Genomic DNA, 23,987 nt, shown 5'->3' on the forward strand with positions numbered 1-23,987 from the left:
AAAGGGGTATGTTCATCATATCCCTTTTTTAGACGTGAGGAGGTGGAGGATGAAATCAGTAATTGATTTGGAAAAAGAATATGCGTTGATGTTAGATGGCGGTGGTGCGAGAGGTGCTTATCAGATTGGAGCATGGAAAGCACTGCGGGAGTCAGGCGTAAAAATTAATGCGGTGGCGGGTACGTCCGTTGGAGCGTTGAATGGAGCGTTTATCTGTATGGATGATGTGGAAAAGGCGGAGAAGGTCTGGAGTGAAATTACATTTTCAAAAGTAATGGATGTGGATGATATGTGGATGGAGTGTCTGTTCAGAAAGGAAAATCCACTGACGGAAGTATTGAGAGAATTGTGGAAAACATTGGCAGACGGCGGTGTTGACGTGACTCCTCTTCGGAGATTGATTCATGAAAATGTTGATGAAAGAAAGATACGGGAGTCAGGGATAGAGTTTTGCATTATGACTTTTTCCGTGTCGGATATGAAGGAATTGGATTTGAGCATAGAAGATATTCCGGAGGGAATGTTGGAGGATTTTCTGCTGGCGAGCGCCTATCTTGTTGGATTTAAGAATGAAAAACTTCATGGTAAGACATATATTGACGGCGGGGTAATTAATAATGTGCCAATGGGAGCACTTGTAGACAGAGGATATGAAAATATTATTCAAATTCGGATTTTCGGTCCGGGTCGTGAACCCAAAGTGCATATTACGGATGAAATGAATGTCTATCGAGTTGCCCCTCACGTTAAACTTGGAAGTATCATTGAGTTTCATCCGAAAAGAAGCAGGCAGAATATGCAAATCGGATATTATGATGCAAAGAGAATGATTTACGGATTAAAAGGACGGATTTACTATATTGAACAAACAGGTGAAGAGTGCTATTATAATACGAGGATTTCCCGTTTGTCAGAAAAGGAGCGTATCGAAACGGCATTTGCATTGAGAATGCCGGTAGGGTATACGGAGGAAGAACTGTATCTGACGATGTTGGAAGCCTGTGCGAAACTTCTGCACGTTCAAAAGTATAGGATTTATACAGAAAGGGAGTTATATGCACAAGTTTGCAGGCGGTATGAACAGATGAAAGAAAAGAAAGAATTTCCGAGATTTGTTTCAGCGTTTGTGAGAATAGGAAGGGATTATGTGACAGACTTAATGGAAACGAATACGAAATGGGCGGGAAGTACCGTCTATTCTTATGATGAGATAGATTCCACAAATGCGGAGGCTTTACGTCTTGCAAAAGAGGGGGAAAAACACGGTACACTTGTTACCGCAAAGAAGCAGTATGCCGGACGGGGAAGGCGAGGAAGAACATGGGAGTCTGAAGATACGGATAATATTTATATGTCCCTTTTGTTAAGACCGAAGTTTTTGGCGGAAAAAGCCCCGATGCTTACTCTCGTCATGGCGTATAGTGTTGCGAAAGTATTGCGTGAGCAGGAAGAATTGGATGTGAAAATTAAATGGCCAAATGATTTGGTTATCGGGAAAAAGAAGATTTGCGGAATTCTTACTGAGATGAAAATGGAGGAAAGAGAGATTGCTTCGGTGATAATCGGTGTAGGAATAAACGTCAATATGGAAAACTTTCCCAAAGAACTGAGAGATAAGGCGACCTCATTAAAAAAAGAGTCAGGGAGAGAATTTTGCTGTACTGACTTAATCGTAAGGATGATGGAGTCTTTTGAAGAGAATTATAATCGTTTTGTGGAGATGGGAGATTTATCCTTTATACAGGAAGAATATAATGAAATGCTAGTGAACTGTGGAAAGCAGGTGCGAATTTTAGAGCCGAATAATGAATATGAAGCGTTTGCCCTAGGCATTAATGAAGAGGGAGAATTGCTTGTGGAGAGAGAGAACGGAGAAATTGACAGAGTTTTCTCGGGAGAAGTTTCAGTGAGAGGAATGTATGAATATGTATAGAGAAGAAAAAACGGTATTATGTGCGTCAAACGCATACGAAAAGAAATATTATTTTAATCCGGATTTTGATGCACTGCCGGACAGTATTAAAGATGAATTAAAAATTATGTGTGTATTATACACGGAAGAAATCGGTGGTATTCTTGCGTTAGAGTATGAAGAGGACGGAACGCTTGTTTTTGAAGTGTCCTCAGAAGAAAACGATTTTCTTTATGATGATATTGGAAGCAGATTGAAAATTAAAGAATTACAGAGAACAAAAGAAGATATGCTTCGTTCTCTTGAACTGTACTATAAAGTATTTTTCTTAGGAGAGGAAATCGGAGAATAATGCTGAAGATAGGAAATGTAGAACTGGAAAATCCATATATTTTAGCCCCGATGGCAGGGGTGACTGACTTGCCTTTTCGGTTGCTTTGTAAAGAACAGGGAGCAGGACTTCTCTGTATGGAAATGGTGAGTGCAAAGGCAATTCAGTACAAAAATAGAAATACACAGGCGCTTTTGGAAATTCATCCTGAAGAGAAGCCGGTTTCTCTTCAGTTATTCGGTTCAGACCCCGATGTAATGAGCGAGGTAGCAAAAAGTATTGAAGAGTTGCCATTTGCAATTTTGGATATTAACATGGGGTGTCCTGTACCTAAAATTGTAAAAAACGGAGAAGGCTCTGCGCTTATGAATAATCCGAAACTGGTGGAACAGATTGTAACAAAAGTATCGAGAGCCATTCAGAAACCGGTTACCGTTAAAATCCGTAAAGGATTTAACGATGAGTCGGTCAATGCAGTAGAGATTGCAAAAATCATTGAGGCGAGCGGTGGAGCTGCAGTTGCGGTTCATGGGAGAACACGGGAACAGTATTATTCAGGAAAGGCGGATTGGGATATTATCCGTCAGGTAAAAGAGGCGGTTTCTATTCCTGTTATAGCAAATGGGGATGTGACTTGCGGACAGGATGCGGTTGAGATTAAAAAGCAGACGAACTGTGACGGCATTATGATTGGAAGAGGAGCGCAGGGGAATCCATGGATTTTTTCCGAATTACTTCACTACGAAAAGTATGGGGAGATGCCGAAACGCCCTGACGTACAGGAAGTAAAAAGAACAATGTTAAGACACGCAGAACTGCAGATGAAGTATAAAGGCGATTATCTTGGCATCCGTGAGATGCGTAAACATATTGCATGGTACACAACCGGAATGAAAAATTCTGCAAAGTTAAGAGATGATATTAACCGTGTGGAAAGTTTCGAGGAATTGAAGACATTGTTAGATGAGAGATTAACGGATTAGTAAAAGTAAATAAAAAATATCCTATAAATTATGTGATATAATTTGTATAGGATATTTTTTTTGTATAAATTTTCTTATAGATAAAATTTGCTGTAAGTATTATAATAAAAATCAAGGCAAAAACAAGTTCGGATTAGATGTTTTGCACAAATACTTTTGCTATGAATTAGGGAGGAAAAAGAATGAAGAAGAGAAGAAGAGTTTTGGCGCTGTTGCTTGCAACTACTTTGGCATTTGGCAGTATGCCTGCAGTTTTAGCAAATCAAGGGGTCAAACCTCAGGACAGTACGACAAAAGAACAGCCATTTTGGGTGGGAACAGGTGGAAGTGAGAAATTCCGTATTCCGTGTTTAGTGTCATTGGATGACGGAACATTGGTAGCAGGCTGTGATGCCAGATGGACTACACATATGGATGGCGGCGGATTGGACACAATTGTGTCTTATTCTAAAGATAATGGGGGAACATGGAACTATACGTTTGCAAATTATCTTGGAGATAATGGAAATGTACATAACACAAATTCAACGGCATTCATTGATCCGGCAATGGCAACAGACGGCAAGAGAGTATATATGATTGCCGATTTATATCCGGCAGGATATGCGTTGAACGGTGCAAAAAAACAGCCTGTAGCAAATAAGAGCCATGATGAAAAGGGAAATATCCTTTTGGCGAGTAAAGAGGGCTGGAGTGATGTATGGTGTGCGGAGCGAACAAAACAGACAAACTATACATATCGTTTAGTAAAAAATGAAGGACAGGAAGGTAAATTATCTTATTCTATTCAGGATGCAAGTGGAAATATTGTAGAAGGTTATACAGTTGATGAATATTTTAATGTAAAAGGTGAAAATGTGGATACGAATCTTTTTGAAGCAGAGTCACCGTTTCAAGTATGGCCTACGGATTATCTTTATATGACAACGTCGGACGACGGTGGAAAAACATGGTCCTCTCCTTCCATCTTGAATTTGAGAAAACCTAACGAGCAGTCGCTTCTTGTCGGTCCGGGACGAGGAATGGTCACTTCAACAGGAAGAGTTGTATTTACTGCGTATGAATTTACAGGTGGAGATAAGAACAGTGTTGCAATTTACTCTGATGATAAAGGAAAAACTTGGAAACGTGGCCAGTCTGTAGCAGGTACAAGTTCTGAAGCGGTTATCACCGAGGCAGACGGCAGCTTATATATGTTTACACGCCATGGTGGGTATTATGTATCAACCGACTGGGGAGAAACATGGTCTGAACAGAAAAGAATGGGGATAACTTATAACTTAGGCTGTCAGTTGACGGCGGTAACTTATCCACAGAAAATTGATGGAAAGACAGCCATTCTTTTTGCAGCGCCTTCTAGCACAAGCAGTCGTTCGGCTGGAAAGATTTTCGTAGGTTTAGTACAAGATGACGGTACATTAAAATGGGCATATGAATATAGTATTAACGGTTCGGAATACTATGCCTATTCGTGTTTAACCGTATTGCCTGACGGAACGGTAGGTTTATTATATGAAAATGGTGCAACAGAAATTAAATATATCAATTTGAGTATTGAAGATATTGCCAAAGGCGGAGCAATCGGAAATATTTGGTGTACGGATGATGCGGGAAAAAGCGTATCGGAAGTTACAATGAAATCTAATGAAAGCAAAACATTTACAGTAAATGGGGTAAAAGATAATGCAGAAGTCACTGTAGAGTCAGATAATAAAAAAGCAGTGACAGCCACATATGAAAACGGTAGATTAAAATTAACTTCTCCATATGTAAAAGGATTGGAACAGGCAGTTGTCACTGTGAAATCAGAAGGGGCAAGTACAAAAATCCGTATAAATGTAACAGACAGTGAAAAATATGAGATTGTAAATTTGCGTGTGGGAGATACAAAAACATATACGGACAAAACAGGAAATTACAGTGATAGTAAACTGGAAGGATTAGACAGAAATGTTGCCGAAGTTACAGTAGAAGGGGAAGACCCGAAAAAAGTGGAAACGATAGTCAAAGCAAAACTTGCTACGGCAAACGGAAAATTTGACGGACAGGAAAAAGAATTAGACAGTTGCTTATTTACATTTAATGCAGTAAGCGGACAGAATAATACATATACGGTTTCTGCAAAAGCAGGAGATACTACAGTATATTTAAGTCACAAAGTTTCGACTGTAAAATGTCCGTGCAGCACAACAAGTTCTAATATTTTATTAGAACAGCAGGGTGAAGGTAAATTTGCATTGAAAGATACTACATCAGGAACGGCAGGACAATATTTATATTTCCATAAAGGAGATACAAGCAAATTACATTTTGACAGACAGAATAATGTAGATGATAATTGTAAATTTGAATTATATAAAAAAGCGGTGGGCGAACAGTCTGATATTTCGGGATACAAGAAAGTAGTCCGGTTGTCAGAAGTAAAAAACGGTGAACAGTATCTTATCGCTTCTAAAACAGCGGACGGAGTGTTCTATGTACTTAATCCGGCAAATACGACAAAAGTTTCTGACCATGTAGCAAAAGTGCTTAAAAAAGAAGTGGAAATCAAACCGGAAGCAGAAATTCAGTTAGGGACAAATGTCCAGTTTAGCGGTGAGAAAAAGAAAATCAGCAGTAGTCTGTTTACATTTGACAAAAAAGATAATGGAAAATTTGTGATTTTTGCAACAACGGCAAAAGGAGAAAAGGTATACCTTACTCCGAAGACAGCGTTAACGGCAAATACACCTCTCACCAAAACGAGTGCAGATATTACAGTGACAAAAAATGCTGACGGCACATTTAGTTTCCAACAGGACGGAGCAGGTAATAATGGAGGATATTTATACTTCCATAAAGAAGTCGGAAAATTACACTTTGACAGAAACGGGCAGATGCACGATAATTGTAAATTCGAGATTTATAAAGCATCTGCAAACGCAAAAGACAGCGAAATTGTCGGATATGTAAAAGTAAAAGATACGTCAGAACTTACAGATAACGGACAATATCTGATTGCTTCAAAAGCATCAGATAACAAAAACTATCTGCTCAATCCTTCATTTGAAACAGACAAATACAGTTATGTTGCAAAAGTAACCGGAGAAATGTACGAGGGAGAAACTACACAAGCAAAAACTGAAATTACAGTTAAAGGTGTGTTGGAAGGAAAGACGGAAGTTACTATCGGTAAAACGACATATTACATTATTGTAAAAAATGATGTGAAAGAAGTAAATTTACAAGTAGGAGAAAATGTAAATATTACAGGTAAAGTGATAAAAGAAGAAGGCGATACAACAAGTATTACAAAAGTAGAAAAGAATGATATGCCTCCTTACAAAGCAATTTCAAAATTGGAGGAAGGGGTATACCTGTTTGGAAACAGCACACATATTATGTTGAATACACCAAGTACAGTATCCGGAACTCCGAGCGGATTGGGTATGAAAGTAGCCAACTTCAATACAGGAGAATACAAAGACTCTCTTTGGACACTTGAAAAAGTGGAAAATGGTTACACGATGAAAGATGTCAACGGAAAATATGTAAATATTGAAAACCAAAACGTAACATTAAAAGATACACCGCAGACATTGACAGTGACAGAAAGAGGTAAAGGTGGATTTGCAGTTTCTTATAATGGAAAATATTTAAACAACTGGGCACAGGAAAATAACAAAGTTGCCGCATATGCAGGTGATGATAATGCATGGAGTTTCTACAAAGCATCTGTAGGAAATGTTGTTACAGGAAAAAATCCTGGTACGGTAACATTAGTTACAGAGGGAACAACATACAAGATTACAGTTACGCAAGACCCTGAAACTTGTGAACATACATGGGGTGACTGGGAAGTAACAACAAAGGCAACTTGTACAGAAGAAGGAGAAGAAACGAGAGTGTGCAGCAGATGCCAAACAACAGAAATGAGAAAGATGGAAGCGTTAGGACATCAGTTTGGTGAGTGGAAAGTAGTGAAAGAACCTACTGAAACAGAAGACGGATACAAAGAAAGAGTATGCGAACGCTGTGAGGTGAAAGAAACAAAAGTGCTTTCTGCAACAGGAGAAAACGATAATAACAATAATGGCGGAAGCGACAACAACGGTAATACCGGAAACGGTGGAAGTCACAACAATGGCAACACCGGAAACAGCGGTAATCAAAATCAGAAACCGGTAAAAACAGGAGATGTGTCAGAACCGCTTGCAACTGCTTTAGGAATGGCAGGATGCCTTGGTGTAATCATTGCAATTCTTCGCAGAAAATCAGGTAAATAAAAATTTGGGGGATACATAGTTTATCCCCCGTTTTTATATGTTTTATCGAGTCCGAACAATCTTGACAATCCCTTGTTTCTAGAGTATAATACAGAAATTGTCAAAGTATATTCAAATGAAGAAATACATGAAAAATTTCATGAAAAAATAAAATGGTAAATCAAGGGAGGCAGTTAAGATGGCAGACAAAAAGACTATTCTTACTTACGCTGGATTAAAGAAACTTGAAGATGAATTAGAAAATTTAAAAGTTGTAAAACGTAAAGAAGTAGCGGGAAAGATTAAAGAAGCAAGAGAACAAGGTGACTTATCGGAAAATGCAGAGTACGACGCAGCAAAAGACGAGCAGAGAGATATTGAAGCACGTATCGAAGAATTAGAAAAGATTTTGAAAAATGCAGAAGTTGTTGTAGAAGATGAAGTAGACTTGGACAAAATCAGCATTGGATGTACAGTTACAGTATACGATAATGAATTTGAAGAAGAAATGGAATTTAAAATCGTAGGTTCTACAGAGGCGAACAGCCTTGAAGGGAAAATTTCCAACGAATCACCTGTAGGAAAAGCATTAATCGGAAGAAAAGTAGATGATGTCGTAGAAGTGGAAACACAGGCAGGCGTTATGGAATACAAAGTGTTAAAAATTGAAAGGTCAATTTAATTAAAGGAGTGGGAAAAGTGGCAGAACAAAAGAATGCACAGGAACAGGATCTTAACCAGTTAAGAAAAGTACGCCGTGAAAAATTGGCAGACTTACAGGAAAACGGAAAAAATCCGTTCCTTATTACAAAATATGATGTAACTCATCATAGTATGGAAATTAAAGATAATTTTGAAGAAATGGAAGGAAAAGATGTTTCTATCGCAGGACGTATTATGTCCAAACGTGTTATGGGAAAAGCATCTTTCTGTAATGTTCAGGATTTACAGGGAAATATCCAGTCTTACGTTGCAAGAGATAACGTAGGAGAAGAAGCATACAAAGACTTCAAGAAAATGGACATCGGAGATATTGTAGGTATTAAAGGTGATGTATTCCGTACAAAAATGGGTGAAATCTCTATTCACGCACATGAAGTAACTTTATTATCAAAGAGTCTTCAGATTCTTCCGGAAAAATTCCACGGTTTAACAAACACAGATTTGCGTTACCGCCAGAGATATGTGGATTTAATTATGAATCCGGATGTAAAAGATACATTTATTAAACGTTCTAAAATTATCAGTGCCATTAGAAAATATTTAGACGGACAGGGATTTATGGAAGTAGAAACTCCAATCTTAGTTTCAAATGCAGGCGGAGCAGCGGCAAGACCGTTTGAAACACACTTCAATGCATTGAGCGAGGATTTCAAACTTCGTATTTCTTTAGAGTTATACTTAAAAAGACTTATTGTCGGCGGAATGGAACGTGTTTATGAAATCGGGCGTGTATTCCGTAACGAAGGATTAGATACAAGACATAATCCTGAGTTTACATTAATGGAATTATATCAGGCATATACAGACTACAATGGAATGATGGATTTGACAGAAAATCTTTATCGTTATGTAGCGCAGGAAGTTCTTGGAACAACGAAAATCTGTTACAACGGTGTTGAGATGGATTTGGGAAAACCGTTTGAAAGAATTACAATGGTAGATGCTGTTAAGAAGTATGCGGGTGTTGACTGGAACGAAGTTCATACATTGAAAGAGGCCAGAGCATTAGCGAAAGAACATAAAGTGGAATACGAAGAACGTCACAAAAAAGGCGATATTCTTGCATTATTCTTTGAAGAATTTGCAGAGGAACATTTAATCCAGCCTACATTTGTTATGGATCATCCGATTGAAATTTCACCATTAACAAAGAAAAAACCGGAAAATCCGGAATATACAGAACGTTTTGAGTTCTTTATGAACGGTTGGGAAATGGCAAACGCTTACTCAGAATTAAATGACCCAATCGACCAGAGAGAGCGTTTTAAAGCACAGGAAGAATTACTTGCACAGGGTGATGAAGAAGCAAACACAACAGATGAAGACTTTATGAATGCTTTGGAAATCGGTATGCCACCAACAGGCGGTATCGGTTTTGGAATTGACAGAATGTGTATGTTACTTACAGATTCGGCAGCGATTAGAGATGTATTGTTATTCCCAACAATGAAGTCACAGGGCGCTGCGAAGAACGAAGCAAACAATGCAACACAGGTAAAAACAGAAGAAAAACCAGCAGAAAAAATTGATTTTTCTAATGTGAAGATTGAACCGCTTTTTGAAGAAACAGTTGACTTTGATACTTTTAGCAAGTCAGATTTTCGTGCAGTAAAAATTGAAGCATGTGAGGCAGTTCCAAAAAGTAAGAAGTTATTGAAGTTCACTTTGAATGACGGAACAGACCGCAAACGCACGATTTTAAGCGGTATTCACGAATATTATGAACCGGAAACACTGGTCGGAAAAACAGCGATTGCTATTGTTAATTTACCACCAAGAAAGATGATGGGAATTGATTCTGAGGGTATGCTGATTTCAGCAGTACATGAGGAAGATGGTAGAGAGGGATTAAATCTACTGATGGTAGATGATAGAATTCCAGCAGGTGCAAAGTTGTACTAATCAAGGTAAAAACAAAATGAAAAAATGATTTTTGTACCAATCTTGTACCGATTTTGTACCAATAATGAGAACAGATTTAAAACTTTATAAAGAGATATGAAAAGATAGGCTCATGGAATGTATTTTCCATGAGCCTGTTTGCGTTATTTACTAGATTCAAAACCAAAAGAATTTGTAGATAAAGAATAGAGGATTTTTGCATGATCCTGATGTGTAGAATCAAGAAAAATTTGTTCGGAATTCTTATCAACTCCTCTTTTCGGAAGAAAGTTGTAAAAATGACTTCTGATATCAGGTGGTATATATGTGATTTGGAAATTGGAGTCAATATCGCAATAATGTTTTAATAATTCTTCCATGTTATTACTTATAACAAAATTTCTTTTCGGAAGAGAAAAATCTAGACTTTTTTTAGTATCGAGCAAGTCTTTTTTTAAGATAGAGCGAAATTCTGATAAATCAGATAAATCATATGAACCATATTTGCTAATTTCATTTGGAGTAAACAATGCCCAATCTGCAGTAATTAGAGGATAGTAACAATTTATATATTCTCTGAGATTTTCTATGCTAATAATATTATCGGGTAGTGAATGAATGATGTAATTCCAAAGGTCAGTAATTAAGGGGATGACGATATTATTTATGTGCATTAAAAATTTTTCTGCAAGAGAAAGACCGTATGCTATTTTTGCATTTTCAGTAGAAAAATCATCTGTCATTTTTGTAATTACTGATGATGCTGAAATATTAAGGTAGCGAGTCTGACATAATTCTCCCATACAAATTGCATCACAGGCATATTTAAGAAGAAAATGTCTGTTATATACAAGAGGATTGTTTTTTAAAAGTTTCATGATATTCAACAGTATGTTTCCTTCGAGATCCTTGTAAGTGCGAGCGTTTGGAAGAGATTCGCAATTATTTATAGTTGTAAGTAATTGTAATAGTCCGTAGCAGGTTTGAAATGAGTAACTGCACTCTACGGGATACGAAAATAGTAATTTATCAGCATTTATCTTTGCTATATTTAGATAGTCGTTATAATCTGAAAAAATACTAGCGTACTTAGGGAATAATGGATTTCCTTTAGTTTGGCTTTTGTCAAAGTAATGAACACTTTTGCTGGAAAAAATGAAGTCTGCCCATAAATTCAAATATGGAGGAACATGAAAAAAGTGAGCGGATTTTTTGTTATTTTCTTTAGGTGGTAATTTACCTAATACAGAAAATAAAAGTTTTTTTGAATAACTGTTTTCGTTTAAATTGTCAAAAGCTTTATAACGCTGAGAATATAAGGCGCGATATTGTATAGAATTATCGTGCTTTTTTAATTGAATATCCTCTGTTTTGGTGGAGTTCATGTAGTCTAAATTGCCAAAATACCCATTTTGAAATAAAAAATGATGTTTAGAATTCATTTTATAATCAGAAGTTTTGTCTTGATGAATATTTTTAAGCAGATTATAGAAAGTTTGGATAATACAATGGTGCAATAAAGAAAGGCGAATTAAATTACAGGAACCGGAACGATAAGATTTTTGCTTATCCATTAGAAGAGGACCTTCTCCAAAAAAAGAATTGGTAAAAGTATTTGGGTTTAGATATTGAGTATAGTAATGGGAATATCTAAAAATAGTTGTAAAGATATCGTCGAACAGGGCTGTTAAGTGTTCTGAAGAGGGATTTTCAAGGTGTTCTTTGTATGAAGCCTTAGATTGTATAATCTTAAGTAGAGGCTCAGGTTGTATGAAATAGAAGTATTGTAAGCGGTAGTAGATGTCTGTGAAGTTATCACTGTTCATGAAATGAACCCTCCTTTTAAAAGATGATTTACAAAATATCTAAATATATAAATATAATAGCATAAAATAATAATTATGTAAAAGAAAAAATGATATATATTAAATTTAATGTGAAAGATAATTTACAAAAAATGGAATATAATGTAAATATAACACAAAAGGAGGAACAATATCATGAAACCATTCACGATTGAAGTAGCAACAGAAAATAATATGCTAGAAACATCTTTTGAGGGGAAAGGAAGCGATAAAAAGAGAAAAATGGTAAAGCCATTTGTGGTTGATGAAGAAGTTGAAAAAAAGGAGGAAAATTCAATTTCAAAAATCAGACCTTTTACCATTGTTTCAGATGAGGCGGTGGAGATGGCAAATTTGCTTGTGCCAACAGAAAATCCTTTGAACCGCTTTGTCGCAAGTGCTTTTGAGGAATATATTCAAACAGAAGGAAAACTGCCGGAGTTACCACAAGTTAGTGAAAAAGCAAAGAAGTTGAAAGGTTTTAACTTTGAAATTGCATTGAAAAAGAAGATTTATTATGTGTGGGACACCAGTCAGGGAGAGAAGACAGAGCTGCTATATGGTGTCAAAGTCAGCATTTTGAAAGGTAATGGCGTGCGACAAGAGTATGAGGCAGAAGTCAGCAGTGAAAAGATTAAGGAATGTGGTTGGCTAACAAAGGCGACTCATTCTTTGGCAGATATACCTAAGGGAAAAGATGAAAAAATAAAGTATGAAAGGATGATACAGAAATGTATAGAGGAGGAGTTTGTAGAGGAAGAGATAATGTATCAAAGAGCCGGATGGAGAAACATTCCACAGTATGGTTGGAAATATGTTTACCACAGCGGAATAATCGGCGGAACATGCAATGTTCATACGAAGGGGAAAAGTTATAAACTGCTGTTACGGAAGGAATATGTTGGAACAAAAGAAGTCTTTGATATGGCTATGGAAATGGCGAATATTTGTAAGAACCGACGCTCAAGTTTATCATTACTTCTATTTGTTCATGCGGGTTGGATGACTACACTTTTTAAAGAGGCAGGTCACCGAATTGATTTTTCGTTTATGATTGCTGCACCGACCAACAGCAGGAAAACAAGCTTAGTGACCGCAGTTGGAAAGTTGTTCGATAGAGAAGAATTAAAGGCAGATGCAGAATTTGCGACTGCTACGGGGTGTGGTATTGAAAAAACTTTAGGTTTGTATCAGGATGGTTCAGTAATCATAGATGATTTCAAGCCTGGGGCTAATCCTGCCGAACAGAGAGAAATCGAAAAAAAGTTAGATCTTCTTCTTCGCTATTATGGTGATGGAGTGCAGAAAAAAAGAATGTTAGAATTTTCGCCGAATGCAGAAAAGATCTTCTTTCCTATTGCCGGAAACTGCATTATAACGGGTGAATATCCGCCTAATCTTGTTGAATCGTCGTTGACACGTTTGTTTTTGACGGAAATCACAGTAGATGATGTTGACAATGAAAAGTTGCAGATATTTCAAGAGAGCAGATGGATTTTATCTACGCATGCTTATGATTTTTTGAATTGGTTGACTGAGCGGTTTGATGTTTGTGTTCAAGAAATTCAAAAGAAATATACGGCATTTCGGGATGTTCACAGGTGTGCAGTAGGAAGATTTGCGGGAATGTATGCAACAATGCGAATGGTTGCGGAAATTCTTTGTATGTATGCAGAAGAGCGTGGTTTTTGGAATGTATCGGAAGCAGCACATTTTCTTTGTTGTGTAGAAGAGTCTGTTTTAACAGAATTGAATATTATGGGAGAACGGTTGAGAAAACGAGATAAAGCAACGCAGGTTCTTCTTATCCTAAAAACTGCAATAGATAATAATAGAATTGCCCCTGTTTTATTAAATGCCGAAAGTTGCAGGGAAAAAGTAGAAGTTTACGAGAATGAAGATTTTTACTTTATTAGCACAAAATATCTTCGGCTGATAATTGAAGAGGAGATGAAAGGATTTCCTGACACTCCGAAAATTATCAATTCAGACGAAATGATTGCCTTATTGGATAGAAAAGGTGCACTGGATATTCTTGAGAAAGACGGTCATAGAATTGCATCAAGAAAACTTCCTATTCAGAGAGGGAATGCTTGCCGATATTTATATATCAAAAAATCAGTGCTTGAAAGCTTAGAGGAAAATTGATAAAACCATCAAACCGCCTAAACCGTTTGATTTTATGAAGAAAAGGAATCAATTTTAACAAAAATAGATGGTTTAGACGGCATAAAAGATTTGAAAAATAGCGAGGAGGAAAAAGTATGCGATTAGAAGTTCCGATTTGGGAAAAATCAACATTGAGTCTAGAGGAAGCGGCTGCTTATACAGGCATTGGCATTCAGAAGCTTCGTGATATTAGTTCAGATGAACGGTGCGAATTTGTTCTATGGAATGGATCAAAAAGGATGTTTAAACGAAAAAAGCTGGAAGAATACTTAGACGGTATGTATTCAATTTAAGTTAGAAATCGCCCTTGGAAGAAATTAAACTCTAAGGGCGAAAAGACAAGAAAGGAGATTTTTATGGCAAAGTCAGGTAAAAGATTTGACAGTAAACATAGATTGTTACGTCAAGGAGAGGGAGAACGGGCAGATGGGTATTATATATATCGCTGGACAGCAAAAAATGGAAAGCGACATTGTATCACTGCTAGGAGTTTAGAAGAATTGAGAAAAAAAGAAGAAGAACTGATAAAAGATAAATCAGATGGAATACGATCTGAGAGTAAAAATACCACAGTCAATGACATCTATGACCTATGGAAAAATATGAAAAGAGGGTTAAAGGATAATACATTGCAAAACTATTGTTATATGTATCAAATGTTTGTTGAGCCGGATTTGGGAAAGATGAAAATACAGACATTAAAGAAATCTGATGTGAAAAGATTTTACAACAAACTGGTGGAAGAAAGAAACTTGAAAATAACTACGGTAGATGGTATCCATACAGTTCTTCATCAGGTATTAACAGTGGCAGTAGAAGATGGATATTTGAGATTAAATGTTTCGGACAATGTGTTGAAAGAGTTGAAGCAGGTACATAATTTAGAAACAGAAAAAAAGAAGGCTTTGACAATTCCAGAGCAGGAGTTGTTTTTGAAATTTATTAAATCTGAAGGCACACAGTATTATCATTGGTATCCTATTTTTGCTGTTATGCTTGGAACGGGAATGAGAGTAGGGGAAGTGACTGGACTAAGGTGGTGTGATATTGACTTAGAAGAAGGGATGATAGATGTAAATCATACATTGGTTTATTATAATCATGCTCAAAATGGGTGTTACTTTAATATTCATACCCCAAAAACAAAGACCGGGAATCGTCAAATTCCTATGCTTGATTATGTAAAGGAAGCGTTTTTATTGGAGAAAAATTTTCAGGAAAAATCAGGTATTAGATGTAGTGCTAGTATTGATGGATTTACAGATTTTATCTTTGTAAACCGCTTTGGAAATGTGCAGCATCAGGGAACTTTAAATAAGGCGTTGCGAAGAATTATGAGAGACTGTAATGAAGAGCAACTGAAGAAAGGAAAAGCAAATCCCGTTTTATTACCGAGATTTAGCTGTCATTCTTTAAGGCATACTTTTGCAACCCGTATGGTGGAACAGAAGGTAAATATCAAGGTGCTTCAGGATGTTTTGGGGCACAAAGATATTAAAACGACGCTGGATATTTATACAGATGTAACGAATGACTTAAAGAAGCAGGAATTTCAGAGAATTATCCAAGGAGAGAATTTGGAAGGGGATAAACCGCCAAACCATGAAAACCAGCAGATATAGAAGACAAAATGTAAGGATTTGCAACTATAATCAGGCGGTTATGGCGGTTTAGCGGTTTAAGAGCCTATTGTTATGGAAAAATACAGAAAGGGATGAAAGAATATGGCAAAAAAATATTTTTATGCACTGGCAGGAATAAATGGAATGGGGGTGTACACAGATTATAGCAGAGTTTTACAAAGTCGACAGTATTTAAAACGGTATAAAATGAAAGGGTTTGCGTCATTTGAAGAGGCGACATATTATGCGAGAACAATGTTCAAAGAATTACAATATGATTATGGGAATCGGATTTGTATTCCGGAAATTCAAATGGTAAATTGGATTTATTTTAGGAAATATATGATGGTAAGACCATTGGAACAGATTTTTACGCCATCAATGTCAAATAAGCAAGGAAAACTGATTAAGCCATTTATCTATGGGGCGTAAATGAGAAGTATTTTATCAATAGTAAGCAGGGCAGAAATTGTAGAAGATTTTGTCCTGCTTCTTTATGTTATGAGAAATAAAAATATTGCAGATTATGAAAAAGTAGCATCCCTGAAAATGTATATAATTTAAAGCGGAATAGGTAGAAAATTAGGAGGCAAAAAATGCAAAAGAAAATAAAAGTAGATAAATATCAAGTATATGAAAAAGGAAGATTATATGAAGTTTTAAAATTTCCTTTCATTAAGCACATGTGGGCGTATGACGATCATCCAGCCGAGGAGATGATGTTTGTGGATGGCTGTAAAGAGGCTTTTGAATGGATGACTTATGCCTGTGCTATTTTGGCAAATAATAAAGACAAAATTATCTATTTTCCATGTAAGCAAGACGGAATAGGAAAATATTATAGCGACTCACATCATTTAGTTATGTGCAGAGCAGAACTTCAATTTAAACGTTCCTTGTGGTTTCGTATCAAGGACAAATTGGATAAGAAACATTATGTGGGAAAATATGTGTTTGTTTATCATCAGAAAAAACTAATGGATTACTATGAATCTGGATGTGGGCATAAATATCCAGTAGAAGAATTTTTGGGAATAAAACAGATTCCTCATTACTTGATGTATTCCAAGAGAAATGTAGAAGAAATTTTAGGAGATACAGTTTTTCTTGTAAGACCACGAGTGGAATGGCTAGATTACCATTACTATATGGTACAAGAACTAGAACAGTATGGAAAAACAGGGTTAGGAGTTACGATTGTATCTATGGGAAATTTACTTACAGAAGAAGATATACAGGCAATGTATGAAGACGTTAAAAGATTTCCTAAATTACATTTATAAGAAATAAAATCGCCGGAAATAGTCAATGGGGAAACTCCATTGGCTGTTTTTTGTGGTTTGGAACTTATATATGTTCCAAGAAAGGGGAAGAAAAGTTATGTACGAAAAAACAAAAGAAATCTATCAGTTTTTATTATCAGAAACGGAGTATTTGAAAGAAGCAGGAAAAGATATTGAAAAGGCGACAGAAGATTTTCTAAAAAAAGGTACGGTCAGTCTAGGTGAAAATGACTATGAAAAAGTTCGAGATGGATTATTTGCAGTAACAAGTCTTGCAGAAGAAACAGGGTTTATTAAAGGTTTTCAGTATGCTGTAATGCTGATGACAGAATGCTATACAGCAAAATAGTTACTGTAAAGCCTTTACAATTTTCAAAATCTGTTCTTTGGTTTGATTGCTGCAAGCGTGCAGTTCATGGAGGATTTCCTGCTCAATAGCAGAAGAAGAATCGTTATATTCTTCAGAAAGAACGTAATCAACGGTAGTATCCAAAGCATTACATATTTGTACCAGTGTAGAAAGAGATACTTTGACACGATTGTTTTCAATATTGCTGATGTGGCTGGTGTTTATGTCAACTGCATTGGCAATATATTCTTGTGTCAGATTTTTAGATAGCCGGATTGTTCTTAACTTCTCTCCTATTCGTTCAAAATTTAATTTATCCATATAACAAACTCCTAACTGATATTTATCTCATTGTAATATTTGTTTAGTTGGAGTATAATTATCTATAAGTATAAAAATATTAGCTATAAAGGAAGAAAGGCATATGATTAAGTGTAGTAAGTGTGGAAATGAAGTCAAAGAAGGTACAAAGTTTTGCTCAAAATGTGGAAATAATATTTTAGAGCAACAAGAAAAAGGGAGTGATGAGATTTCGAGTGAAGAAAAGCAACCCATAAAGAAGTGCGCTAATTGTGGAAATGAAATTGGTGAAGGAACGCTATTTTGTCCGAAGTGTGGTAGTAGGATAACAGCGGACAATAATCAGAAGCAATTCAGCGAGAAAAGCCAGCAGAATACAGATGGTGCTAGTAGAGAAGAATACAAATATACAAGACCTGAAAAAGTAAGATTTTCAGAGCGATGGTTATTGTTAAAACTGTTTATTATATCATTTTTCTTGAATCCCGGGGTAAGCGAAGCATTTGCATCGTTAGCTGATATGGAATATGCAGAAGCATTTGGAGTATTTTTGGTTTCTGGATTACTATTATACTGGTTATATCGAAATTACAGAAACTATGCTGGAAATCCATATATGTTGAAGTTTGGACTTAAAGATGAAACTATTGTAAGCATATCGAAAAAAATAAAAGTTGCTGAAAAAGTAGTAGATTTTATCCTTACGGCAGCATGGATTATTACGGGCATTACTTATATTGGGGATACAGGATTTTTAAGTTTGACTACTTGGGTGGCATTGCCGGCGGCAGAAGTAGGACCATGGGTAATTGTAGCAATTTTGTTGATAGAAGCTGATTATATGATTTTATCACATAGACCATATCAATGGGCAGTTGATAGAGAAATATTTGATGATGTTGATAAAGAAGATTAAATAATGAATTTAAGAGGTGATAGTTGTGTTTTGTGAAAACTGTGGGAAAGAGATAGGCGATAACGATGTATTTTGCCCAAACTGTGGAAAAGCAATAAAAGAGAAGAAGATAATGCAAGAAGAAAAAATATTGACGGAATCAGATGTGAAAAGTGAGAATCCTAATACTGAACCGAAAAAGAAGAAATCAGGAAAAGCAATAGTTGTGCTAGGAATTGTAGCAATCGTCATAATTGTGAGTATTTTTGCAATGAAAATGTTTGGAGGAAACTCTAAGGCAAAAGAAATTGTAGAAAAATTGAAAGATTCTACGATGGTTAGTAAAACAGAGAACGGATACGAATTTGCTTATGGAGATATTTGGACATTGTGCTATACAGAGGAAACAATGTATGTAAAAATGTCAATTCCTTCAATTAGCGAGTATTTTGCAGAAACATTAGTTGGTAGTAATTTAGGAGATGATGGAACATTTAAATATAATTTAAAGACAGAAGAATTAAATATGTACTGCGATACGGAATTGGATGGAGAAAACTTATCAGCTATTACATATAATATCGAAGATGATGAATTTACATTTATTGTAAATGGAGAAAGATATGAAACGGAGAAAGAGTATGCTCAACAGATTAAGGATGATAATATTGCGGTTATATTAAAATCAAATGTAGATGATTTTGTAGATGATTTAAACTATATTAATCTTACCAAAGATGACGTTGCAAATTTAACATACAAGGACATTAAAGCTAATGTGGATGATAAAGAATTGAAAACAGTGAAAAAAGACAAAGAATCAGAAGCACCTGAAAGGGAAGAAACAAAACCGGAACCCGAGGTGGAAACAGAAGCTGAAGAAGAACCGGTAAAAGAACCGCAAGAAGAGTCATCAGAAAGCAATGAAAAGGAGAATGTATTGACAGACCCAATTACAATGGGGTGGGCAGGTACATATAAGGATGATGATTCAGGAGAACGTCTTGTAATCGCTTCTATTGGATATGAATGGTCTTATGTAATGTATACAGCAAGCGGACAAGTTGAACAGAAAGAATCCGGATGCAGTGCGGGCAAAGACTATTTAGAAGGGCAATATTATACATTTTATAAAAATGAAAACGGATTGCTTGGTGTAACATCAGGAGTAGGTCAAGGTTGGGGAAATTATCGTAGAATTAGTGGTACTTCTACACCTGATTTAGAAATCGAAGGTACTTATGAAAATGATACAACGACAATCACAGTATCAGAACAAATGGCAGAGGCAAGCACTGAGTATGTTCCTACGGGGGCAGATATAGCGGCAATCCATGTAAAATATAATAATGGATTGGAAATCGATGGAAGGTTATATACACAAGGAGATGGTGGACTGGCAATCGTAGACAGTATTTCTAAAGAGATATACGGGACTGCTACATTTAAAAATAATCAGGTGGAAGTTACTGGTAGTGGATTTGATGGTATTCTAAAATCTAAGTAAAAGTATCCATTTTCAATTACATATTATAACAGTGAAACAATATTTGACAGAGCAGAATCTTTCGGGGTTCTGCTCTATTTCTATGTGCAAAAAAGGAGGTATCGCATGGGGAAGATTTTGATTGCAATTTTAGGCGTGATTGCAGTAGCAATCGAGGAAATTTCAAAGGAGGATTAAGGAATATGGTTAAAAAGAAATTACAGAGTGTAGAAGAACTGGATCATAACAGAGTTTCAATCATACGGACAATCGCAGTTCGTGAGAAATCGTATTGGAATGAAGGTGTCTGTTTTCACAGTGCATGGGATGCGGCAGAGTTTGCGAAGCCTTTGTTTGAAAATGCAGACAAGGAATATCTGGTGGTGTGCTGTTTGGATGGAAAGGCACAGCCGATCAGCATGGAAGTAGCTGCAATAGGAATAGTAAATCAATGTTTAGTAGGCGTGCGGGAAGTGTTTAAAAATGCTATTTTAAGTAATGCAGTATCCATCATTGTCTTCCATAATCACCCATCAGGAGACTCGCGCCCGAGCAGTAGTGATTTTGATATTAGCCAAAAACTGAGAGAAGCAGGGAAACTGTTAGACATTGAAGTGTTGGATCACATTGTGTTAGGTGATGAGGAGTTCCACAGCATTGCGGATACGCTGAAATGGAAAAGTTGGAAAGATACAGAGAGTAGAATAGCATAAGAAAAAAAGATTGAGAAAATAAGGAGGAAATGATTATGGCAGCAAATGTAGAGAACATGTTTTATGTGAGGGAAACACCTTGGCATGGATTAGGGAAAAGGGTCAATGAGGCATTAAATTCCAAAGAAGCACTGACAGCGGCAGGCTTAGAGTGGAGTGTCATTCAGGAACCGATTTATACGGAAACAAAAGAATTGATTGAAGGATACAAGGCAAATGTCCGAGATACAGACCGTCAGGTACTGGGTGTTGTGACAGACCGCTATAAGATTGTACAGAATCAAGAAGCATTTGCCTTTACAGATGAACTGCTGGGAGAAGGTGTCCGTTATGAAATCGCAGGCAGTTTGCAGGGCGGAAGAAAAGTATGGTTACTGGCACATCTGCCGCATGAGTACATTATTTCCGGCGAGAGAATCAGTCCATATCTAGTATTCTTCAACTCCCATGATGGTTCGGGGGCAATCAAGGCAGCAATCACACCGATTCGGGTCGTATGTCAGAACACATTAAATTTGGCACTGTCTACGGCAAAACGGTCTTGGTCAATGATTCACACTGGAGATATTAAAGGAAAGATGCAGGAAGCAAAAGATACTTTATTTATGGCAGAAAAATATATGGACAGTCTTGGCAAAGAATTTGAAACGCTCCGCAGAAAGAAGCTGACTGACCAGCAAGTATTGGAGTATATTGAAATTTTATTGCCACTGGAGGAAGATTCCACCCCACAGCAGATACGGAATATGAAACGTCTTCGAGAAGATATGAAGATTCGCTATTTTGACGCGCCCGATTTGAAGGATGTAGGGAAAAATGCCTATGCCTTTGTCAATGCGGTCAGTGATTTTGCCACTCATGCAGAGCCATTACGCAGAACAGCAAACTATAAGGAAAATCTGTTTGCAAGAACGGTGGAGGGAAATCCGCTGATTGACAAGGCGTATCAGATGATGAAAGCGGCGTAAGGAGGGAAAAGATGGACGAGGAATTGCGGGAACTATTCTGCCTCAAGATTGGATTGGAAAATGCTCAGTTTAAAAAGAGAATGTTAAAGCAAAGTGCAGAAGTATTGTTTGAGCGAGCATATCAGATTGACACGATGCTTAATTTATATGAATTACTGATGGAAATGAGCCAAAAGATGGAACTGGAAGTATTAAAAACTCTTCTTGTGTTTCCAAATCTTTTGGCTTTTCTTTATGACCGATGGATAAAAGAGGAAGATTCTCATATGGAAGAATTGCAATGTTCTATTGAGAAAAATGTGGAAGAACTTCAGGAGAAGTATCAGAAGGTGAAAAAGGAAGAAATGGAGGAAATCGCAGCATGAAAAAATTAGTACTGACATTGAATTTAGACAAAAAAGAATGGCTTAAATACCGGAAGCAAGGGATTGGAGGTTCTGATGCGGGGGCAGTCTGTGGACTGAACCCATATCGGACAGCCATGCAGGTGTATCAGGATAAGATTTCTGAGGAAACAGAAGAGATTGACAGCGAGGCTATGCGGCAAGGAAGGGAATTTGAGGATTATGTAGCACGAAGATTTACAGAGGCAACTGGGAAAAAGGTCAGACGCGCCAATGCAATGTTTTATCACGAAAAATATCCTTTTATGCTTGCTGATGTAGACCGCATGGTTGTAGGAGAAAATGCAGGATTGGAGTGCAAAACAGCAAGTCCTTATATGGCAGATAAGTGGGAAGATGGAAAAATTCCACTTTCCTACCAAATCCAGTGCTGTCACTACATGGCGGTTTGCGGTGCAGAGGCATGGTATATCGCAGTTTTAATTTATGGGAAAGAATTTAAGTATTACCGGATAGAGCGTGATGAGGAAATGATTGCAGATTTAATTCGGATAGAACAAAATTTTTGGGAGGAACATGTGTTAAAAAGACAGATGCCAAGCCCTGACGGCTCTAAACTTGCGGACAGTGTCATTGCAGAATATTATAAACAGACTATTGCAGAAACCATTCCTTTGACGGGATTTAACGAAAAAATCAAGAGACGTCAGGAACTCTCGGAGATTATCGGGAAGATGGATACGGAGAAACGGCAGATTGAACAAGAGTTGAAACTGTATCTTGGAGAGGCAGAGATTGCAGAAAATGAACAGTACCGAGTGTCATGGAAAGCAGTGCAAAGTAACCGTTTAGATGAGAAGCGCTTAAAAGAAGAACAGCCGGAAATCTACGAAAAGTATAAGAAATCGGTGTTGAGCCGAAGATTTACGGTAAAAGCAGCGTAAGAAAGGAAAGAGAAATGAAACATGATTATGTAAAAATTTGTTTGGTTTTCATGGTATTGATTTTACTGATTTTGATTTTTAGACCACAGATTGTAGAGTTTTTAGCAATGCTGTTTGGGAGATTTTTAGAAAAAAGGTAATGAGAGAAAAAGAACGATTCTCAAAAATAGAGGAGGAAATAAAAGATGGCAGGAATAAAAGAAGAATTAGCCAAAAAGGCTGAAGGTACAAAGGGTGAAACAAAATTGACAAAGTCCATGAGCATTGCAGACTTAATTAAAGCTATGGAACCGGAAATTAAAAAGGCGTTACCGGAAGTTATTACGCCGGAGAGGTTTACGAGAATGGCATTGTCTGCTTTAAATACGACACCGAAATTAAGGGAGTGTACGCAGATGAGTTTTCTTGCGGCACTTATGAATGCAGCGCAGCTTGGACTAGAACCGAATACCCCGTTAGGGCAGGCATATTTGATCCCTTATAATAATAAGGGAACGATGGAGTGTCAGTTTCAGATTGGATATAAAGGGCTGATTGATTTAAGTTACCGAAATCCGCAGATGCAGATTATTAGCGCGCAGGCGGTTTATGAAAATGATGATTTTTCTTATGAATTGGGATTGAATCCGAAACTGGAACATTGCCCGACTTTAGGAGAGCGGGGAGAGGTCCGTTTGTTTTATGGGTTCTTTAAGCTCGTGAATGGAGGATTTGGCTTTGAGGTAATGAGTAAAACTGCAATGGATGAATATGCGAAGGAATATTCAAAAGCATTTGATTCGTCCTTTAGTCCGTGGAAGAGTAACTATATTGGCATGGCAAAGAAAACCGTTATCAAACAGGCGTTGAAATATGCACCATTGAAGACCGATTTTCGGAAAGCACTGTCAAATGATGAAACCATCAAAAAGGAACTGTCAGACGATATGAGCGAAATTCATGGCGAAGAAATTTGGGACGCAGAATATAGCGAAGAAATAGCGTAAAAAGAGATAA

Annotated in this window: 23 protein-coding genes; 21 read left to right on the forward strand and 2 right to left on the reverse strand. The window is 36.9% G+C overall.

The window, feature by feature from the left end; translation table 11 throughout:
* The first annotated feature begins 49 nt into the window (after nucleotides 1-49).
* The 6 genes from ACYPXO_RS00820 to lysS all read left to right on the forward strand — a co-directional run bounded on the left by ACYPXO_RS00820 (nucleotide 50) and on the right by lysS (nucleotide 10,095).
* Complete coding sequence (locus ACYPXO_RS00820) at nucleotides 50-1,933, forward strand: biotin--[acetyl-CoA-carboxylase] ligase (RefSeq protein ID WP_459638847.1); 1,884 nt, start codon at nucleotides 50-52, stop codon at nucleotides 1,931-1,933.
* The gene (locus tag ACYPXO_RS00825; RefSeq protein ID WP_459638848.1) at nucleotides 1,920-2,264 is read left to right on the forward strand and encodes a DUF6145 family protein; all 345 of its coding nucleotides are present in this window, start codon (nucleotides 1,920-1,922) and stop codon (nucleotides 2,262-2,264) included. Before ACYPXO_RS00820 ends, ACYPXO_RS00825 begins: the two co-directional genes overlap by 14 nt.
* Nucleotides 2,264-3,226, forward strand: coding sequence for a tRNA dihydrouridine synthase DusB (gene dusB, locus ACYPXO_RS00830; RefSeq protein WP_459638849.1), 963 nt, complete (start codon nucleotides 2,264-2,266; stop codon nucleotides 3,224-3,226). Before ACYPXO_RS00825 ends, dusB begins: the two co-directional genes overlap by 1 nt.
* Nucleotides 3,227-3,408: 182 nt before the next feature.
* On the forward strand, nucleotides 3,409-7,491 hold the full coding sequence (locus ACYPXO_RS00835; protein ID WP_459638850.1) for an exo-alpha-sialidase: 4,083 nt from the start codon (nucleotides 3,409-3,411) through the stop codon (nucleotides 7,489-7,491).
* Nucleotides 7,492-7,669: 178 nt separating this feature from the next.
* Nucleotides 7,670-8,152 (forward strand): transcription elongation factor GreA, encoded by a 483-nt coding sequence (gene greA / locus ACYPXO_RS00840; protein WP_459638851.1) that lies wholly within the window; start codon nucleotides 7,670-7,672, stop codon nucleotides 8,150-8,152.
* Between the two features lie 17 nt (nucleotides 8,153-8,169).
* On the forward strand, nucleotides 8,170-10,095 hold the full coding sequence (lysS, locus tag ACYPXO_RS00845; protein WP_459638852.1) for a lysine--tRNA ligase: 1,926 nt from the start codon (nucleotides 8,170-8,172) through the stop codon (nucleotides 10,093-10,095).
* A 143-nt stretch (nucleotides 10,096-10,238) separates the two neighbouring features.
* Here lysS and ACYPXO_RS00850 read toward each other — a convergent pair whose 3' ends face one another.
* The gene (locus ACYPXO_RS00850) at nucleotides 10,239-11,900 is read right to left on the reverse strand and encodes a hypothetical protein (protein ID WP_297777618.1); all 1,662 of its coding nucleotides are present in this window, start codon (nucleotides 11,898-11,900) and stop codon (nucleotides 10,239-10,241) included.
* A gap of 174 nt (nucleotides 11,901-12,074) precedes the next feature.
* Here ACYPXO_RS00850 and ACYPXO_RS00855 point away from each other — a divergent pair, with 174 nt between their 5' ends.
* The 7 genes from ACYPXO_RS00855 to ACYPXO_RS00885 all read left to right on the forward strand — a co-directional run bounded on the left by ACYPXO_RS00855 (nucleotide 12,075) and on the right by ACYPXO_RS00885 (nucleotide 17,341).
* Complete coding sequence (locus tag ACYPXO_RS00855) at nucleotides 12,075-14,066, forward strand: hypothetical protein (RefSeq protein ID WP_297777616.1); 1,992 nt, start codon at nucleotides 12,075-12,077, stop codon at nucleotides 14,064-14,066.
* Nucleotides 14,067-14,182: 116 nt separating this feature from the next.
* Nucleotides 14,183-14,380, forward strand: coding sequence for an excisionase (locus ACYPXO_RS00860; RefSeq protein WP_297777614.1), 198 nt, complete (start codon nucleotides 14,183-14,185; stop codon nucleotides 14,378-14,380).
* A gap of 63 nt (nucleotides 14,381-14,443) precedes the next feature.
* Nucleotides 14,444-15,709, forward strand: coding sequence for a tyrosine-type recombinase/integrase (locus ACYPXO_RS00865; RefSeq protein WP_297777612.1), 1,266 nt, complete (start codon nucleotides 14,444-14,446; stop codon nucleotides 15,707-15,709).
* A 102-nt stretch (nucleotides 15,710-15,811) separates the two neighbouring features.
* Nucleotides 15,812-16,141, forward strand: coding sequence for a hypothetical protein (locus ACYPXO_RS00870; RefSeq protein ID WP_297777611.1), 330 nt, complete (start codon nucleotides 15,812-15,814; stop codon nucleotides 16,139-16,141).
* Entirely contained in the window at nucleotides 16,142-16,273 is a 132-nt protein-coding gene (locus tag ACYPXO_RS00875) for a hypothetical protein (RefSeq protein ID WP_297777610.1), read from the forward strand. It begins immediately after the preceding gene.
* 32 nt (nucleotides 16,274-16,305) lie between these two features.
* Complete coding sequence (locus tag ACYPXO_RS00880; RefSeq protein ID WP_297777608.1) at nucleotides 16,306-16,992, forward strand: hypothetical protein; 687 nt, start codon at nucleotides 16,306-16,308, stop codon at nucleotides 16,990-16,992.
* 97 nt (nucleotides 16,993-17,089) lie between these two features.
* Nucleotides 17,090-17,341: a hypothetical protein gene (locus tag ACYPXO_RS00885; RefSeq protein WP_297777605.1), complete on the forward strand. Its 252-nt coding sequence runs from the start codon at nucleotides 17,090-17,092 to the stop codon at nucleotides 17,339-17,341.
* Here the strand turns inward: ACYPXO_RS00885 and ACYPXO_RS00890 are convergent, their stop codons facing one another.
* Nucleotides 17,342-17,662 carry a helix-turn-helix domain-containing protein gene (locus ACYPXO_RS00890; protein WP_459638853.1) on the reverse strand — a complete coding sequence of 107 codons (321 nt, stop codon included), beginning with the start codon at nucleotides 17,660-17,662 and terminating at the stop codon, nucleotides 17,342-17,344.
* Between the two features lie 103 nt (nucleotides 17,663-17,765).
* On the opposite strand from ACYPXO_RS00890, the gene ACYPXO_RS00895 reads away from it, so the two are divergent.
* The 8 genes from ACYPXO_RS00895 (at nucleotide 17,766) to ACYPXO_RS00930 (ending at nucleotide 23,977) form a co-directional block, all read left to right on the forward strand.
* Nucleotides 17,766-18,557, forward strand: coding sequence for a zinc-ribbon domain-containing protein (locus tag ACYPXO_RS00895; protein ID WP_459638854.1), 792 nt, complete (start codon nucleotides 17,766-17,768; stop codon nucleotides 18,555-18,557).
* A gap of 25 nt (nucleotides 18,558-18,582) precedes the next feature.
* Nucleotides 18,583-20,043, forward strand: coding sequence for a zinc ribbon domain-containing protein (locus tag ACYPXO_RS00900; protein WP_459638855.1), 1,461 nt, complete (start codon nucleotides 18,583-18,585; stop codon nucleotides 20,041-20,043).
* Between the two features lie 182 nt (nucleotides 20,044-20,225).
* Nucleotides 20,226-20,735 (forward strand): JAB domain-containing protein, encoded by a 510-nt coding sequence (locus tag ACYPXO_RS00905; protein ID WP_459638856.1) that lies wholly within the window; start codon nucleotides 20,226-20,228, stop codon nucleotides 20,733-20,735.
* Nucleotides 20,736-20,770: 35 nt separating this feature from the next.
* Nucleotides 20,771-21,703, forward strand: coding sequence for a DUF932 domain-containing protein (locus ACYPXO_RS00910; RefSeq protein ID WP_459638857.1), 933 nt, complete (start codon nucleotides 20,771-20,773; stop codon nucleotides 21,701-21,703).
* An 11-nt stretch (nucleotides 21,704-21,714) separates the two neighbouring features.
* On the forward strand, nucleotides 21,715-22,068 hold the full coding sequence (locus tag ACYPXO_RS00915) for a DUF3848 domain-containing protein (RefSeq protein ID WP_459638858.1): 354 nt from the start codon (nucleotides 21,715-21,717) through the stop codon (nucleotides 22,066-22,068).
* Entirely contained in the window at nucleotides 22,065-22,991 is a 927-nt protein-coding gene (locus ACYPXO_RS00920) for a YqaJ viral recombinase family nuclease (RefSeq protein WP_459638859.1), read from the forward strand. Before ACYPXO_RS00915 ends, ACYPXO_RS00920 begins: the two co-directional genes overlap by 4 nt.
* A 14-nt stretch (nucleotides 22,992-23,005) precedes the next feature.
* Nucleotides 23,006-23,131 carry a hypothetical protein gene (locus tag ACYPXO_RS00925; protein WP_459638860.1) on the forward strand — a complete coding sequence of 42 codons (126 nt, stop codon included), beginning with the start codon at nucleotides 23,006-23,008 and terminating at the stop codon, nucleotides 23,129-23,131.
* Nucleotides 23,132-23,176: 45 nt separating this feature from the next.
* Entirely contained in the window at nucleotides 23,177-23,977 is an 801-nt protein-coding gene (locus tag ACYPXO_RS00930; RefSeq protein ID WP_459638861.1) for a recombinase RecT, read from the forward strand.
* Nucleotides 23,978-23,987 lie beyond the last annotated feature (10 nt).

This window comes from Faecalimonas canis, assembly GCF_054601575.1.